At 35.6% G+C, this 16,061-nt stretch carries 10 protein-coding genes and 1 pseudogene; 10 read left to right on the top strand and 1 reads right to left on the bottom strand.

The window, feature by feature from the left end; genetic code table 11:
* The first annotated feature begins 123 nt into the window (after positions 1–123).
* From B2727_RS01720 to B2727_RS01670, 10 genes and pseudogenes are all read left to right on the top strand, one after another.
* Positions 124–1,485 carry an MFS transporter gene (locus B2727_RS01720; RefSeq protein WP_004803692.1) on the top strand — a complete coding sequence of 454 codons (1,362 nt, stop codon included), beginning with the start codon at positions 124–126 and terminating at the stop codon, positions 1,483–1,485.
* A 51-nt stretch (positions 1,486–1,536) separates the two neighbouring features.
* Positions 1,537–2,136: a single-stranded DNA-binding protein gene (gene ssb, locus B2727_RS01715; protein ID WP_033132681.1), complete on the top strand. Its 600-nt coding sequence runs from the start codon at positions 1,537–1,539 to the stop codon at positions 2,134–2,136.
* Positions 2,137–2,291: 155 nt separating this feature from the next.
* Positions 2,292–3,518 carry a site-specific integrase gene (locus B2727_RS01710; protein ID WP_278595579.1) on the top strand — a complete coding sequence of 409 codons (1,227 nt, stop codon included), beginning with the start codon at positions 2,292–2,294 and terminating at the stop codon, positions 3,516–3,518.
* Positions 3,511–5,067, top strand: a complete 1,557-nt coding sequence (locus B2727_RS01705; RefSeq protein ID WP_125518670.1) for a site-specific integrase — start codon at positions 3,511–3,513, stop codon at positions 5,065–5,067. The genes B2727_RS01710 and B2727_RS01705 overlap by 8 nt, the downstream gene beginning before the upstream one ends.
* Positions 5,060–7,183 carry an integrase gene (locus B2727_RS01700; RefSeq protein ID WP_278595580.1) on the top strand — a complete coding sequence of 708 codons (2,124 nt, stop codon included), beginning with the start codon at positions 5,060–5,062 and terminating at the stop codon, positions 7,181–7,183. The genes B2727_RS01705 and B2727_RS01700 overlap by 8 nt, the downstream gene beginning before the upstream one ends.
* Position 7,184: 1 nt before the next feature.
* Entirely contained in the window at positions 7,185–7,601 is a 417-nt protein-coding gene (locus B2727_RS01695) for a hypothetical protein (RefSeq protein ID WP_168397430.1), read from the top strand.
* A 389-nt stretch (positions 7,602–7,990) separates the two neighbouring features.
* The gene (locus B2727_RS01690) at positions 7,991–8,365 is read left to right on the top strand and encodes an antitoxin Xre-like helix-turn-helix domain-containing protein (RefSeq protein ID WP_017396149.1); all 375 of its coding nucleotides are present in this window, start codon (positions 7,991–7,993) and stop codon (positions 8,363–8,365) included.
* Between the two features lie 66 nt (positions 8,366–8,431).
* Complete coding sequence (locus B2727_RS01685; RefSeq protein WP_161418518.1) at positions 8,432–8,611, top strand: hypothetical protein; 180 nt, start codon at positions 8,432–8,434, stop codon at positions 8,609–8,611.
* Between the two features lie 256 nt (positions 8,612–8,867).
* Positions 8,868–13,867: pseudogene (locus tag B2727_RS01680) on the top strand (DEAD/DEAH box helicase).
* A gap of 66 nt (positions 13,868–13,933) precedes the next feature.
* The gene (locus B2727_RS01670; RefSeq protein WP_017396146.1) at positions 13,934–15,217 is read left to right on the top strand and encodes a hypothetical protein; all 1,284 of its coding nucleotides are present in this window, start codon (positions 13,934–13,936) and stop codon (positions 15,215–15,217) included.
* A gap of 108 nt (positions 15,218–15,325) precedes the next feature.
* Here B2727_RS01670 and B2727_RS01665 read toward each other — a convergent pair whose 3' ends face one another.
* A complete protein-coding gene (locus tag B2727_RS01665) occupies positions 15,326–15,877 on the bottom strand; it encodes a recombinase family protein (RefSeq protein WP_017396145.1) in 552 nt (183 codons plus the stop codon).
* Positions 15,878–16,061 lie beyond the last annotated feature (184 nt).

The raw sequence follows: 16,061 nt of genomic DNA, 5'->3' as shown, positions 1-16,061 counted from the left end.
GGAGCGAACATCGCTCCTTTATTTTTTCTCTGCAGAAAGATTGTGTTTTTCATGATCTAACTTACAACCTTTGTAGGCGAATGGCTTATAATTCGCTGAGCCAGTTATAGTGTCTTATCAACAATGAATGCTTTAGAACGTCGTTCAACCTTTGCCTTAAGTAGCATTTTTGCCTTGCGCATGTTGGGCTTGTTCATGATTATTCCTGTGTTTTCAGTCGCAGGACAATCCTATCAATACGCTACACCTGCCTTAATTGGTCTTGCGGTTGGGGTATATGGCTTAACCCAAGCAATTTTACAGATTCCGTTTAGCTTATTGGCCGATCGCTTTAGCCGTAAGCCTTTGGTGGTTTTGGGCTTATTGTTATTTGCAATTGGTGGTGCAATCGCAGGTTTATCCGACACGATTTATGGCGTGATTATTGGTCGTGCGATTGCAGGCGCAGGTGCGGTATCTGCGGTGGTGATGGCATTACTGGCCGATGTCACCCGTGAAGAGCAGCGAACCAAAGCCATGGCCGCAATGGGCATGAGTATTGGCCTGTCTTTTGTGGTGGCCTTTAGTTTAGGGCCGTGGCTGACTAGCTTGGTGGGCATTTCAGGTCTATTCTTTGTGACCACGATTATGGGTTTGGCTGCAATTGCAATGCTCTTGCTGGTCCCTAAAGTCACGCGACACCATCGCAACTATCAGCAAGGTTATCTGAATCAGCTCAAGCAAGTCATCCAAATGGGCGAGTTGAATCGTCTGCATGTCTCGGTGTTTGCACTGCATTTATTGCTGACTGCGATGTTTATTTATGTGCCTTCACAGCTGATCGAATATGCAGGAATTCCTTTAGCAAAGCATGGCTTAGTCTATTTACCTCTATTAGTCATTAGCCTGTTCTTTGCCTTTCCAAGCATTATCATTGCGGAAAAATATCGCAAAATGCGCGGCATTTTTCTTACTGCGATTGCAGGGCTTATCGGCGGTTTGCTGATTCTAATCTTTGGTTATGAGTCTAAATATGTATTGCTGGCAGGACTGGGTTTATTCTTTGTCGCCTTCAATGTCATGGAAGCCTTATTACCCTCTTGGTTATCCAAAGCAGCTCCGATCCAATCCAAAGCCACTGCGATGGGCGTCAATGCCAGTAGCCAGTTCTTGGGTGCCTTCTTTGGCGGGACCTTGGGTGGGCAGCTTTTGATGTTACAGAATACTGCGCTCGGGTGGAGTGTGCTTACGGGGATTGCTATAATATGGCTGCTAATTAGTTTTGGTCTGGCTCAGCCGAGATATTTATCTTCCATTGTGTTGCCTTTACCTCAGGCGATACAAACAGATGAATGGACTTCAAAACTGTTGGCGATTCGTGGTATTGAAGAAGTCGTGGTGATGCCAGAACAGCAAGTTGCGTATATTAAAGTCGATAAACAGTGCATTGATGATGCTGGGCGACAAGATTTAACGCACTTGATTGGCAAAGAGGTAGCCATTTAATCATAACTCTTATAAAGTAAAACGTAGAAATATATAGGATGAAGACAGCTAATGCGTGGTGTGAATAAAGTTATTTTAGTAGGTACTTTAGGTAAAGATCCGGAAACAAAAACTTTTCCAAATGGTGGATCATTAACTCAATTCTCGATTGCGACAAGTGAATCGTGGATGGACAAAAGTACAGGTGAGCGTAAAGAGCAAACAGAATGGCACCGTATCGTGTTGCACAACCGTTTAGGTGAAATTGCACAACAGTATCTCCGTAAAGGCTCAAAAGTGTATATCGAAGGTTCATTGCGTACCCGTCAATGGACAGACCAAAATGGTCAAGAGCGTTACAGCACTGAAATTCGTGGTGATCAAATGCAAATGCTCGATAGCCGTCAACAAGGCGAGCAGAGCGGTGGTGATTTTAACCAACCCCGTTTTAACAACAATAATAATAACCAAGGTGGCGGTTACCAAAATACGGGCTATAACAATAACAACAACCAAGGTGGTTATGGTCAAGGCGGCGGCTTTAATGGCGGCAGCCAGCAAGGTAATTATGCAGGTAGTCCACAAGCAGGCAATGGTTTTAATACACCAAAAGCAGCACCTCAACCTGCTGCGGCAGCGCCAGCGGATTTAGATGACGATTTACCGTTCTGACACCTACTAGAGACCATGTTTTGTAAAGTTTATAAAATTATTCTTTATTAGTAGTTAGTTACAAAAGAAATTTACAGACACTAGAAATAGTTCTGTAAATTTTTTTAATTATATTTTATGATATTTAACACTTAGATATTTTGTTAAATTTAATCATGATGTCTGTTAAAAGATTTGTAATGAGTAGTGGTGAGAGATTCGCTGTTCTTTTGAATAGTGATGGTGTTCCTATGACTTATCCAAATTTATATACGATCATTCATCTAAGAAATCGTGGTCAATCAATCAATACAATTTCTGCTATTTTGGAAGATATTAAGTTGCTCTTTCAGTTGTTGGATAAGTTAGGAATTGACTTGGAACAAAGGATAAAAAGTAAAGATTTTTTAAAATTAAATGAAATCGAAGCTTTAGTAAATTTAACCAGTTTCAATCGTAGCCGATTAAGCGGGACAGCTTCAAAAAAAAAGATCATAAGTTTTCCAAAAAGTAATAACAAAGAGCGAGCTAGAGCAAAATTGGTCGTTACTCAGGACTATGTATCCAAACAATTAATATATCGGCGGCTAACTAATTTTGCTGAATATATTGGATGGTTTGAGACGCATCTTCATTCATCAGCAATAACAAGTACAAAACGTTTGTTAAAATCTCGTAGACCTCGTAAGTCCATGGATATTCAGTCTGAATACAAATCTTTTGATAGTGATCAATTAAATAAAATTTTCAAGGCGGTTGATCCTGATAATCAGAATCGTATCTGGACTTCAGATTACCTTACTTATAGAAATGAGCTAATTATCTATTTGTTTTTATATCTTGGATGTCGTAAAGGTGAATTATTAAATTTAAAAATTACAGATATAACTCCCTCTCAAGGTGTTACATCATATCTTACTATTAGGCGTAATCCTCATGATGGTAGTGATTCTAGGCTATATCAACCTTTGGTTAAAACTAGAAGTCGATCAATTGCAGTCAATCAAAACTTAAAGAAAAAATTAGAAACTTACATTTTAAATTATAGATCAGCCATACCGCATGCAGAGCTAACAGACTTTTTGATTTTATCAAATAAAGGTAAACCTTTATCAATAAAAGCTCTAGATAAAATCTTTTCTGAAATTTCTAAAGTTGTTCTATTCAATGTACATGCACATGCATTTAGACATACTTGGAATGACAAATTTTCTGAGAAATCTCAACTTTTAGTGGCAACAGGTCAAACGACTGAAGCTCAAGTTGAAAATGATCGTGCTTATCTAATGGGATGGATACCTAACTCACAAAGCGCAAGAAGATATTCAAGGCGTGCAGAGAATAAGCGTGCCGTAGAGGTTGGCTTAAGTATCCAAGAAAAATTTGAGGATGAAAATGAATAAATCAATTCGAATCGATAGTTTAGATAAGTCGCAAAATACTTTTACCTCATTCAAAGGTTATGAGTTTAGTATCGATGATCAGAAATGGGTATTAGATATCAATAAAACTATAGATATCTCTCGTATACGAAATTTTGAGTTTTCTGTCCAATCTGATGTAGTCATGACTTTGGTTCATTTTGCTAAGTATAGTTCAAGTTCACATACAGCAAACATGTGCGAATATATTGGTAAATATTTTGATATTACAGGAGAGGATCATTTTTCAATTAAAGGTCTTTTAAATTATAAAAATTTTTATTCGGCAAAAAAAGATGAATACAAAGTAGCTATGCTACGAGTCTTTTTGAAGAAACTATATGATTTAGGTTATTCCTCAGTAGATGATGAAGTTTACGATCTAATGGATTCATGGAGATTGAGTGGCAATGAAAAAGGAGCAGCAGTCCTTTCCCTTGATCCAGATGAAGGCCCATTTAGCCCATTTGAATTTCAAACAATTATCACTAGAACCAATGAATATTTAGCAGAAAATAAGATTTCTTATTACGAGGCTGCTCTAATTCGTGTTTTTTGTGCGACTGGTAGACGACCAATTCAAATTTCAGGATTAAAGGTGAAAGACCTATATGTGTCGGATAAATATAATTTTAATGATACAAATGCAGTTCATATCCTTAACATTCCGAGAGCTAAAGTTAGAGGTGCTAGTGGATTCCGATTTGCTTTTAATGAAGTGGGAATTCGGGAAAGTATTGCGAAAATCTTATTTGAACATATTCAAATTTTAAAACAGAAATTAGCAAAGCAAATAAAGCGAGAAGTATCTGAACAGGAGCTTTCAGAGTTGCCAATTTTCTATGATATTAAGGTGTTAGCCAATCTAGATTGGAGCAATGAAAAAGAAATTTCTCAAATTTTGCCAACAGAAATTATTCATTTACCTACTATCAAATTAACTCAAATATTGAGAGATGCTGTTCAAAAACTTGGTGTCCGTTCAAGAGAAACCGGTAAACCAATACATATCACTGCATATCGGTTTCGCTATACGCTTGGAACAAATGCGGCTAGGCAAAAAGCAGGTGTGAATGTCATTGCAAAGCTGTTAGATCATCATGATACGCAAAATGCACACTGTTATGTACAGAGTGTTCCTGAAATTGCACAACAAATCTCATCCATCATGGATGAAAGCTTACGCAAATATGCAGATGCTTTTCAGGGGAAAGTTGTAAAGGATGAGATTGAGGCTCAATCACAAGTTAAAGAGGCGAATAGAATTTCTTGTGTAGAACAGGATTGTGATGTCGGCTCATGTGGTACACATCAATACTGTAACGATCACGCACCAATCGCATGTTATCTGTGTAGCAAGTTTATGCCTTGGGCAAATGCACCTCACCATCTAGTTCTAGAGCAATTAATTAAAGAACGGGATGATCTAATTACGATGGGGTGTAGCCTTGAGGTCGCTGCCGTGAATGACCGAACAATTATTGCCGTTCAGCAAGTAATTGATGCTTGTAAGGAGTTCAATCATGGATGATTTAATATATTTCCCATCTGACAAAATTCAATCTCCTTACTCCGAAATTAAGCGGTTTATTGATTTTGTTAAACAATTATCAGAATTAAATGAAGATATTAGATTTGATGAGAATTATTGGAAAGGCGAAGTAAACTTTGTCAAAACAGGTATTTCATCCAAAGATAGATCACCTGAAAATCTTTTGCATCATTCAATTATAGAATTTGCCAAAGCGTATGTTAAGTATCAGAGAATTAAGAGTAAGTTAAAAACCCAAGATACAATTTTTTCAATTCGGGCAATAGAACAAATATGCTTAGACCGATATGGTGAAGTTGATTTAACTAAATTGGTTATTGCAGATTTTGACTTGGCTGCTGAAAATGCAAAAGTAAATTATAAAGCGAGTTCTGCTTACCATGTAGGTAGACAACTAAAGATTCTATTGGATTTTCTTCGCCAATTAAAAATAGTTGCTTTACCAGAATGGAAAAATCCAATTAAAAAACCTGCTGATAAGTCGATTGTGCTAGATGAGGAGTCAGAGGAACATAGAGCATCTAAACTTCCTGATGAGGATGCGATTTTTGCATTAGCTGATATTTTTTCACGGAAAGATTCAGAATTGTCAGATAGAGATATTTTTGTCACCAGTGCTGTGAGTTTGCTTCTAGCTGCTCCAGAACGAGCATCAGAGCTATTTTTCTTAAAGCATAATTGTATCCATGAGGAAGAAGTCCAAACGGTTTCTAAGAGCAGTTTAGGGCTTGTGGCAGATGGTTCTAATATTGAGAAAGTATTAGGTATCAGGTGGTATGCACAGAAAAATTATGGGTATGACATTAAATTCATTCCGAGTGTCATGATTCCAACGGTCAAACGGGCTATCGAACGTTTGATTAAGATGTCAGAAAAGTCTAGACATTTAGCATATTTGCTTGAGACAAGTGATAAATTTCCGAGACATGAGCTTTGTCCCAAAGTGCCTGATGATCAGTTATTAAAACGTAGTGAAGTGTTGTTGGCAATGGGCTTTGATGTGTCGCAATATGATGACAGTCAAGCAAATAAAAGTGCAAAACAGTTTTTAAAAACTCGTGATATTCCTATTGGCGATTATGAAGTCTGCCTCAACGATTTAAATATTATCTTGCGAAATAGATTGCCAGATGGCTTTCCTTACGTACCTTTTAAAACAGGTAATGGCGTACAGGTTAAATGGTCTGAAGCTTTATTTTGTTGTTTCGCAAAACAATTTGACAAGGTTAAACCAACTATTTTCTCAGAATTATGGATACCACATATTGATACTTTAAATGAAGACTTATCTCCCACCAAAAAAAAGAAGAAAGGACGTGATGAGTTAGTAAATGTTCAATCCATTTTCCAACGATGGGGATATGGTGACTACAGTGTGTCTACACATCAATTTAGGCATCTTCTCAATACGATAGCAAATACCAATGGAATGGATAGCATGTTACTCGCTAAATGGTCAGGGCGGGCTGATATGAAGCAAAATCGAGTATATGACCATACTTCGGTTGAAGATCGTAATTTTAGCTTAATTGAGATGCAGAAAAATGAGGTTGGTACAGTAAATACTGATAGTACATTTACATTCCAAATAGCTACACCTCGAACTCTACAAGAGCTAAATACCAAAACAACATTGTCTATGCACACTACCGAGTTTGGACTTTGTACACATTCTTATATTGATGAACCCTGCCTAAAGTATAGAAATTGTCTTAATTGTACGGAACATGTCTGTATTAAGGGGGATGAAGAAAAGAAAAAACGGCTTCAAGATCGACTTAGAAAAGAAAAAATCTTATGGGCAAAGGATAAGGAAGCTGTTAGTAAAAATGTAACTGGTGCAACGGTCTGGTTGGGGACTAGAGAGCTTACGATTAAACGTTGTGAACAGTTAATTGCCCTACTAGATGATCCAAACATTCTTGATGGAACGCCTTTAAGTTTGCCGCCTTCGGAAGATGTTACACATCTTGATTTAGCGTATCAAAAAGCAGGTCGTAAACGTATCCCCGTTATTGAGAATACTCAACGGAAAAAGATAGAGGATGAACCACATTTGCTCAGTCCTGCATTGCAAATGGATTTATGGATTTGATATGGCACAGCATTTAACCGATAAAGACATTGAGAATATAGTTGAGCTTCTTGATTATTGGCCTTTAGATCAGAAATTGACTTGGGAGCGGCTATGTCAGGCCATTGAGCTACAGCTCGAATTTGTGCCTGCACCAACTCGTCAAACTTTACAGAAATATGTGCGTATTAAGACTGCCTATGATCAATGCAAAAAACCACAAGTGTCAAAGGTTAAAAGCATTACAACACAGAAACTACCTGCTAGTTTAAAAATTGCTCAAACTAAAATTGAAGCTTTGGAGGTTAAGAATGCCAGACTGGAAAAAGAGAACGCTTTGTTGTTGGAACAGTTCGTAGTGTGGCAATACAACGCCTATAAGTATGGGCTAAGTATTGCTAAACTAAATGAGCCGATGAGTAAAAAAAGTTCTGACTGAATTGGTCAAGGTTGCTTTGCAAAAGGCAACGTAATAATAGATGAACCAGACTAGCAATAAAGTAATCAAAATTGATGTCTACGCTCCTCTTTCTGGATTTTAGGAATTGGAAGACATGATGAGAATGAGGAAATAATGGATATTAAACCAATTAGAAGTGATGATGATCTTACGAAGGCTTTGTTGCATAAATATTTTGCAAGATACTGATTTTTAAGAGGTTTGTTAAAATTTTAATAAAAATAAATATAATAAAATCATAGTTTTGGGTATTTGTGCAACAAAGCTTCTTACGAATGCTTTTATTCGCTTAGAAAATATCTTTCAGGCAGATGAAGGAACGCCTGAAGCTGAGGAAATGGAAATTTTAGTTAATCTTATTGAAGCTTATGAAGACAAATATTACCCAATCTAATGTAGAGTCTAAAGTAGTGTTAGCAAAATCCTTGCTTAACACTGCGGATCAGCTTGGCCTGAAAGAGGCACAGCTTGCATCTGTGATTGGGGTGCATTGTGACACTATCAGTAGTTTTAAAGCCAATCCTGAACTCGACCCTGCGACTAAGCAAGGAGAACTGGCCATATTGCTCATTGATATTTATCGTGCAGTATATGTACTCAGTGGTGGAGATTCAGAATGGATTCACTACTTCATGAATTCCTATAATGAAGCGACCAAAGGAGTTCCAATTGAGCAGATTCAGACTATTAGTGGCTTGACCACAGTGCTACATTTTGTTGACTCGGTTCGAGCGAAAATGTGATTTCTATAAAGAGATTATGTGTATTAGAATTTAATTCTATTGTTAAGAAACTCTGAGAGATGCAGCATGGTTAAACGTTTTAAAGACTTTATGACTGAAAATCGCAAGCCTCGTCCACCTTCGATGAGTCAGGTTGTGCCAATGCAATTTGGAGATGATGAGGCTTCAATGCGTGTAATGATGCATGCCGCTAATCGTGTAATAAGTCGGCATCTAATTGAACTTAAAAAGCTTGCCTACAAATGACATTAACTTCTGTCGTTACTGCCCATGATGTAATCTTATACATGGCTCAGGCGGTAAAATGTACAGTCTAAAGCCTAGATAATATGTGTATTTAATAATTCTTCTTTTTCACATACTGTTCTTATTTTTATTAGTAGAAAAATTCAAAAATCTTATATTTCCTAATGCCATTTTTATAAATATGTTAAATTTCACATCAATATATTTTTTAAATTTTAGTGTAAAAAACACTTAAAATTTTTGGAGCTTATTCAGAATGTCAGCTTTAACTAATTTACTTCAATCTATCGAAAAAATTACACTTACAAATAGAGATAAAGGCACTTCATTTGAAAATTTGATGGTTCAATATTTTTTGAATGAGCCTAAATATGCTGAACTTTACACAGAAGTTTTGTCTTATGCAGATTGGGTGGAAAAGTACGGTGAAAAGTTAAATATTACTGATAAACGTGACTATGGTATTGATCTAGTTGCGGTAACGATGGGTGGTGAATTTCATCCAATCCAGTGTAAAAATTACAACACTACAAAAATTCAGAAGAAAGATATTGATAGCTTTTTAGGTGGATCTGGTAAATCCTATTTTTCATATCGTTATATCGTGGCTTCAACGGATGATTGGACTGATAACGCAAAATCATCTTTATTAGATGCACATCCCCCTGTTGCGACTATTTCCTTATTAGATTTAGAAGGCAGTTTAATTGACTGGACACAGTTTGATTTTGATCCAAATGTGAAGCCTATTTTTCGTGACAAAAAACAATTACGCAAACATCAACGTCCTGCACTTCAAGCTGTTAAACACGGCTTGGCGGCGGCTGATCGTGGCAAGCTCATTATGGCATGTGGTACGGGTAAGACTTTTACTTCTTTGCGTATTGCAGAAGAATTAGTGGGCCGTGGTAAAAATGTCTTATTCCTTGTGCCAAGCCTTGCATTATTAAGTCAAACGCTGGATGAGTGGACGCAAGATACCATGATTGGTATTCGTAGCTTTGCAGTATGTTCTGATAGTGATGTTGGTAAGAAAAAAGATGATGACAATATTGTAGTTGGGATTAGTGACTTAAAATTCCCTGCTACAACCAATCCCCAAAGTTTAGTTAATGCATTTAAGGCAAGAGATTTATTTAAACCGAATGAAGCAAATGAGGACATGAATGTTGTTTTCTCAACCTATCATTCCATTGATGTGATTGCAGAAGCTCAAAAAGCTGGATTCCCTGAATTTGATTTAATTATTTGTGATGAAGCTCACCGTACCACAGGGGCAACTTTTGAGGGAGATGATGAATCCAAGTTTGTGCGTATTCATAATAATGATTATGTACAAGGCAAGAAACGTCTATATATGACTGCGACACCACGTATTTATGGTGATACGGCTAAAGAAACAGAGGGTGTAACACTTTGCTCAATGGATGATAAATCACTGTATGGTGAAGATTTATATGTCATCACATTCTCACAAGCTGTAAAAATGGACATTTTATGTGATTATAAGGTAATTGTACTTGCTGTTGAAGAAAGCCATATTAATCGTCAATTACAAGGCTTATTAAAAGACGAAAATAACTCTCTAAAAGTTGATGATGCTGCAAAAATTGTTGGCTGTTGGAAAGCCCTCGCTAAACAAGGTTTATATAATCCAGATGGCACAGTTGCAAAGCCAATGGAACGTGCGGTTGCCTTCTGTCAGGTGATTGAAAAAGAATATAAAGGCAAAAAACATAAAGTTAGTTCTAAGCAAATTACTGAAATGTTTAGTGCTGTTGTTGAAGCATATCAACAAGCAGAAATGGATCATTTATATAGAACAGAAGAAGACCCTTATATTGATCCTTCATTAAAACTAAATTGCCATGTGAAACATGTTGATGGCGGTATGAATGCAACAGAAAAGAAAGAAAAAATCACTTGGTTAAAAGAACAAGCCCCTGAAAATACTTGTCGTATCTTGTCTAATGTGCGCTGTTTATCAGAGGGTGTAGACGTTCCGTCACTCGATGCAGTTCTTTTCCTAACACCTCGCAACTCACAGGTCGATGTAGTGCAATCTGTTGGACGTGTCATGCGTAAAGCTGATGGTAAGCAACTTGGTTATGTCATATTACCTGTAGTGATTCCTGCGGGTGTAGAGCCTGAACAGGCGTTAAATTCTAATGAAGCCTATCGTGTGGTATGGCAAGTACTAAACGCTCTACGTGCGCATGATGACCGCTTTGATGCGATGATCAACAAGTTAGAGTTTAATGGCAAAGACGTATCCCGCATGGAGGTTATTGCGGTTGCTGATAAGGTTGTTAAAAAGGCTAAAAAAGCCAAACCCAAAGATGATGAAGGTGAAACAAACACAACAGGTTTAAGTGAAGGTAAAAAACGAAGGGGTACAGCACAAGCCAGAGGTGGTTCATCTATTGGTACAGCAGAAACCCCGCTACCAGTTCAAGAGGAAATGGTATTTGAAGTCGGCGAGATTGAACGAGCTTTATATGCCAAGATCGTAAAAAAATGTGGTAATCGCCACCATTGGGAAGATTGGGCAAGTGATGTCGCAAAAATTGCTAAAACTCATATTGACCGTATTCAAGCCATCCTTGAAAACCCTGCTAATACAAATGAAATTGCAGCATTTAATGAATTTGCAAATGAACTACGTGATGACTTAAACAATAGCGTATCTGATGCTGAAATCATTGAAATGTTGGCACAGCACTTAATCACCAAACCAGTATTTGATGCCCTATTTAAAGATCATAGCTTTGCTGAACACAACCCAATGAGTTTAGCGATGCAAAAGGTGCTAGATGCGCTGAATGAGCATCATTTGGATAAAGAAACAGATACGCTTAACTCATTCTATGAATCAGTCAGACTGCGAGCAGAAGGCATTAATACTGCTGAGGGTAAGCAAAGCATCATCTTAACCCTATATGATTCATTCTTTAAAAATGCTTTCCCACGCATGACAGAAAAACTAGGGATTGTTTACACCCCTGTAGAGGTGGTGGACTTTATTATCCATAGTGTGAATGACGTACTCAAAAGCGAATTTGGAAAAACATTTGCTGATGACAATGTTCATGTACTTGATCCATTTACGGGTACAGGGACATTTATCAACCGTTTGCTTCAATCAGGTTTAATCCCTGCGGATCGTTTGACCTATAAATATAAAAATGAAATCCACGCCAACGAGATCGTTTTATTGGCGTATTACATTGCTTCAATCAACATTGAAACCGTATATCACGATCAGATGAAAACGGTCAATCCTGAAATGGAATACACCCCATTTGAAGGGATTTGTTTAACCGATACCTTTGAAATGTATGAAAAAGAGGATTTGGTCAGTAAAGTTCTTGTTGATAACAGTGCAAGACGTAAACGTCAAAAAGAACTTGATATTCGAGTGATTATTGGGAATCCTCCGTATTCCGCAGGACAAAGTTCTCAAAATGAAAATAATCAAAATGTAAAATATGAATATCTTGATAAAAGAATATATGAAACATATACGTTAAATTCAGCAAACCTATTAGGAAAACGAAGTTCTCTTGACTCTTATATTCGAGCAATTAGATGGGCTAGTGATCGAATTGAAGATCAAGGAGTAGTTGGATTTATTACTAATTCAGGATATCTAAGCTCGAATGCAGCAGATGGAATTAGAAAATGTTTGATCGAAGAATTTAGTTCTTTGTATATTATAAACTTACGTGGTAATTCAAGAACTACAGGTGATATTGCAAAAAAGGAAGCAGGTAATATATTTGATATTAGAACTCCTGTAGCAATTGCAATTTTAGTAAAAAATCAAAAAACAGAAATACAAGGTCAGATACATTATTTTGATATTGGTGATTATTTAAGTAAAAAAGAAAAGTTAGAGAAACTTTCTAATTTACATAGTATTTCAGGTATTAACTCATTAAAGTTATGGGAAAATATAATACCTGATAATCACAATGATTGGCTAAATCAAAGAGATGACTCCTTCGAAGATTTTATAAAAATTCATGATAAAAGTAATACTTCCATTTTTGAAAAAATATCACTAGGAGTTATCACAAATAGGGATGCTTGGAACTATGACTTTTCTTTATTAAAGTTAAAAATAGAACTAAAAAAGCTTTAGCATTTTTTAACGAAGAAGTTACTCGCTATAAAAAAGCTTGCACCGGATTAACTCCAGACAAGTACCCTAATATGATGGATTTTGTACACAAAGACTTATCAATTACAAGTTGGGGCGGTCGCTCTTGGAAATCTCCTTTTAAAAGATTCTTAGAGCAGAGTTATAATGATACTGATTTCAAAATAAACTCATATCGACCATTTATGAAGCAATATCATTATGCTTCTACAGTCTTTAATCATAGCTTTTACTCAATTAAAGATTTTTTTGAGGGTGATAACATTGTAATTTGTATATCAGGAAATCAAGGATTATTTATTACAAATAACATTCCTGATCTGCATTTTATTGGTGATACACAAGCACTACCTTTGTATTTGTATGAAGAAAAATCAACAGATAGTAATCTATTCGATCACTCAATTGATCCACTTATAAATGAAAAAACAAAAACAGCCAATAGTAAATACACTCGTAAAAATGCGATTAGTGATGAAGGTTTAAAACATTTCCAAGATGCTTACCCAACTGAAACTATTAGTAAGGAAGATATTTTCTACTATGTATATGGCTTATTACACAGTGAAGATTATCGTATTCGTTATGCTGACAACCTTAGCAAAGAATTACCACGTATCCCATGCGTGAAAAAAACTGAAGATTTCTGGATATTCTCTAAAGCAGGACGTGATCTAGCACACTGGCACTTAAACTATGAAAAAGTTGATCCATACAAAGCTAAATTGGATTTAGGTAGTAAGTCAATAAAGCAATTAGAAGATAAAGACTTCTATGTAACTAATATGACATTTGCTAAAAAAGGGAAAGAAAAAATTAAAGATACAGTAATTTATAATAGTTCTATTACTATTCGTGAAATACCTCTAGAAGCTTATGATTATATCGTAAATGGTAAGTCAGCACTTGAATGGGTTATGGATCGTCAAGGTGTTTCTACGCATAAAGAAAGTGGTATTGTAAACGATGCAAACGATTGGGCGATTGAAACGATGGGCGATGCCAAATATCCATTAGAATTGTTCTTGCGTGTGATAACGGTAAGTTTGGAAACAATGAAGATTGTGAGAAGTTTACCGAAGTTGGATATTTAAAATACTGTAAACTCCATCAGTATAAAATCTGATGGAGTTTTATTTATAAAATTAAAGGGGAAGAAAGTGAAAGGTGTATTTTCAAAAAGTTTAGATCCTAAAGATGAACAAAAATTAAAAAACCTTCTAAATGAATTGGATCAGTTGAATAAAAGCTTAACGGCAAAATATACCTTAAGAAATGATTTAGAAGCTATTACTGATGGGCGTTCTGCTGCTGCGAAATTGATTAAAGAGGAAATTGATGCGCTAAGATTAGAAACTCAACAGTTAAAAGTACAAAAAGAACAATTAATAGATGACTTAAATTCATTATCCGAATTAAAACAAGATACAGAAGAACTAAAACAGATTCTACAACAAAACTATAAGCCAAATGTAACCTTGTTAAATTATCTCAAGCAGTTTATGACAGAGGAAAAAATTACTGAGTTAGAGAGCAAAGTAAGTAAAATTGATCATTTATATAGCAACTTTTATGATGAGAGTTCGTCAGAAAAAAATAAAGTAGATCAAATTAATGAAATATATGTGAAAGCGGATACATTCAATAAATATTTCTTTGAAGATGAAATTGAATTTGACGGATTAAAAATTCAAAGAGAGCAAGCTATCAAAAAGGAATATGAAAAGATCTGTGATTTTTATGATGAATTATTTAAAAATTCAGAAGATGAAAGTGGGGAAGAAAAGCTTTCTATATCTAAAATAATAAAGCAACAAGAGAAAAAAATTGACCATTTTTACAACAAGATTTTTGGTTCAAGTAACCCTGAGCAAAAAGCACTTTCTGATGTCTTAGATCATAGACTTCAGAACTTAAAAGAAGTAGAAAGCGAAGCCAAAAAAATTATTGGTCTTTCAAGTATTGCTGGACTTGCTGGTGGATTTGTAGAAAAAGGCAAAGAAGCGAGGATGAATAAATACGTAAGTTTAGGAGTTTTTGTTGCATCTTTAATTTTATTAGCTATTTTTAACTTTAAAACTATAGATTTTAATGCGTTGGATAAAATCACATTAATCTCTATTACTATACGGTTAGTTATAAATATCCCTTTAATTTGGATCGCTACAGTAGCTAATCTTAATTTAAATAAATACAGCAAATTAGAAGCAGAATATGGACATAAAGAGTCTTTGGCTAAATCTTATGAAAAGTATAAAGATGAAATTTTAAAGCTTCATCAAATATCATCAGACAATCAAGAAGCTTATGATAATATTTATGCTGATTTAATTAAAATTAATCTTGAAGCTTTTAAGAAAAATCCTGCTGATGGAATGGATACTGCAAAATCAAATAGTATTTTGGATCAAATATTGTCTAAGATTGATAATAAAAGTTCATAACTTTTGAAGGTAATGATTAATTAAGAGGTCTTATTATAAGTGGCTATTCAATCTATAGATGTGTATGTAAAAAATCAGCGAATGAATACGCATAAGAGCTAATTGAATCTAAAATTTATTCAGTGAGCTATTCAGCGTTACTCGGCTCACACCAAAATGTTTGGCTACTTCAGTTTTAGTAATCTGAGGATCACTCAGCATTGCTTTCGCTTTTTTAATATCGTTTTCTGACATTGAAGGCTTACGTCCACCTTTACGTCCTCTTGCTCTCGCTGCATCTAAACCTGCTATGGTACGTTCACGAATTAGACTATGCTCAAACTCAGCTAGTGCACCAAAAATATGAAAGACTAATCTGCCAGTAGCAGAGGTGGTATCAATTGCCTCTGTAAGCGATTTAAAGCCTATCTCACGCTGATTTAAGTCAGTAATAATCTCGACTAAATCTTTTAATGAACGGGCAAGACGATCAAGTTTCCAAACAACCAGAACATCACCTTTTCTTAGAGCTTTCAAGCAACTTATCAATTCAGGACGATCCTTAATTTTTCCTGTTATCTTTTCCTGAAAAATTTGTTCACAGTCTGCCTTCTGGAGTGCATCTAATTGTGAATCTAGATTTTGGTCATGTGTACTGACCCGAGCATATCCGATAATCATAATAAAACGTACCTAAACTTTACATAGATTTATTATCGCAATTTCTTTACGTTATTTTGAATAAGAAATGTAATTCTAGGATTATGTTTTAAATGTAAAGAAAACGACCATTTAATTAACACTAATTTTATGGAGGTGTCTTTGTGACATATTAGTCGTATTGTGGGTGGTGTTTCAAAAAGTA

It is taken from the genome of Acinetobacter sp. UBA991, from assembly GCF_002292065.1.
GTDB classification, from domain to species: Bacteria; Pseudomonadota; Gammaproteobacteria; order Pseudomonadales; family Moraxellaceae; genus Acinetobacter; species Acinetobacter higginsii.
Note: the sequence above shows the minus strand (reverse complement) of the source record. Positions and strands in the feature narration are given on the sequence as shown.

Excerpts from the sequence above, each read along its gene's own strand:
- B2727_RS01720 (WP_004803692.1), top strand. The coding sequence starts at position 124 with ATGAATGCTTTAGAACGTCGTTCAACCTTTGCCTTAAGTAGCATTTTT.
- ssb (WP_033132681.1), top strand. The coding sequence starts at position 1,537 with ATGCGTGGTGTGAATAAAGTTATTTTAGTAGGTACTTTAGGTAAAGAT.
- B2727_RS01710 (WP_278595579.1), top strand. The coding sequence starts at position 2,292 with ATGATGTCTGTTAAAAGATTTGTAATGAGTAGTGGTGAGAGATTCGCT.
- B2727_RS01705 (WP_125518670.1), top strand. The coding sequence starts at position 3,511 with ATGAATAAATCAATTCGAATCGATAGTTTAGATAAGTCGCAAAATACT.
- B2727_RS01700 (WP_278595580.1), top strand. The coding sequence starts at position 5,060 with ATGGATGATTTAATATATTTCCCATCTGACAAAATTCAATCTCCTTAC.
- B2727_RS01695 (WP_168397430.1), top strand. The coding sequence starts at position 7,185 with ATGGCACAGCATTTAACCGATAAAGACATTGAGAATATAGTTGAGCTT.
- B2727_RS01690 (WP_017396149.1), top strand. The coding sequence starts at position 7,991 with ATGAAGACAAATATTACCCAATCTAATGTAGAGTCTAAAGTAGTGTTA.
- B2727_RS01685 (WP_161418518.1), top strand. The coding sequence starts at position 8,432 with ATGGTTAAACGTTTTAAAGACTTTATGACTGAAAATCGCAAGCCTCGT.
- B2727_RS01665 (WP_017396145.1), bottom strand. The coding sequence starts at position 15,877 with ATGATTATCGGATATGCTCGGGTCAGTACACATGACCAAAATCTAGAT.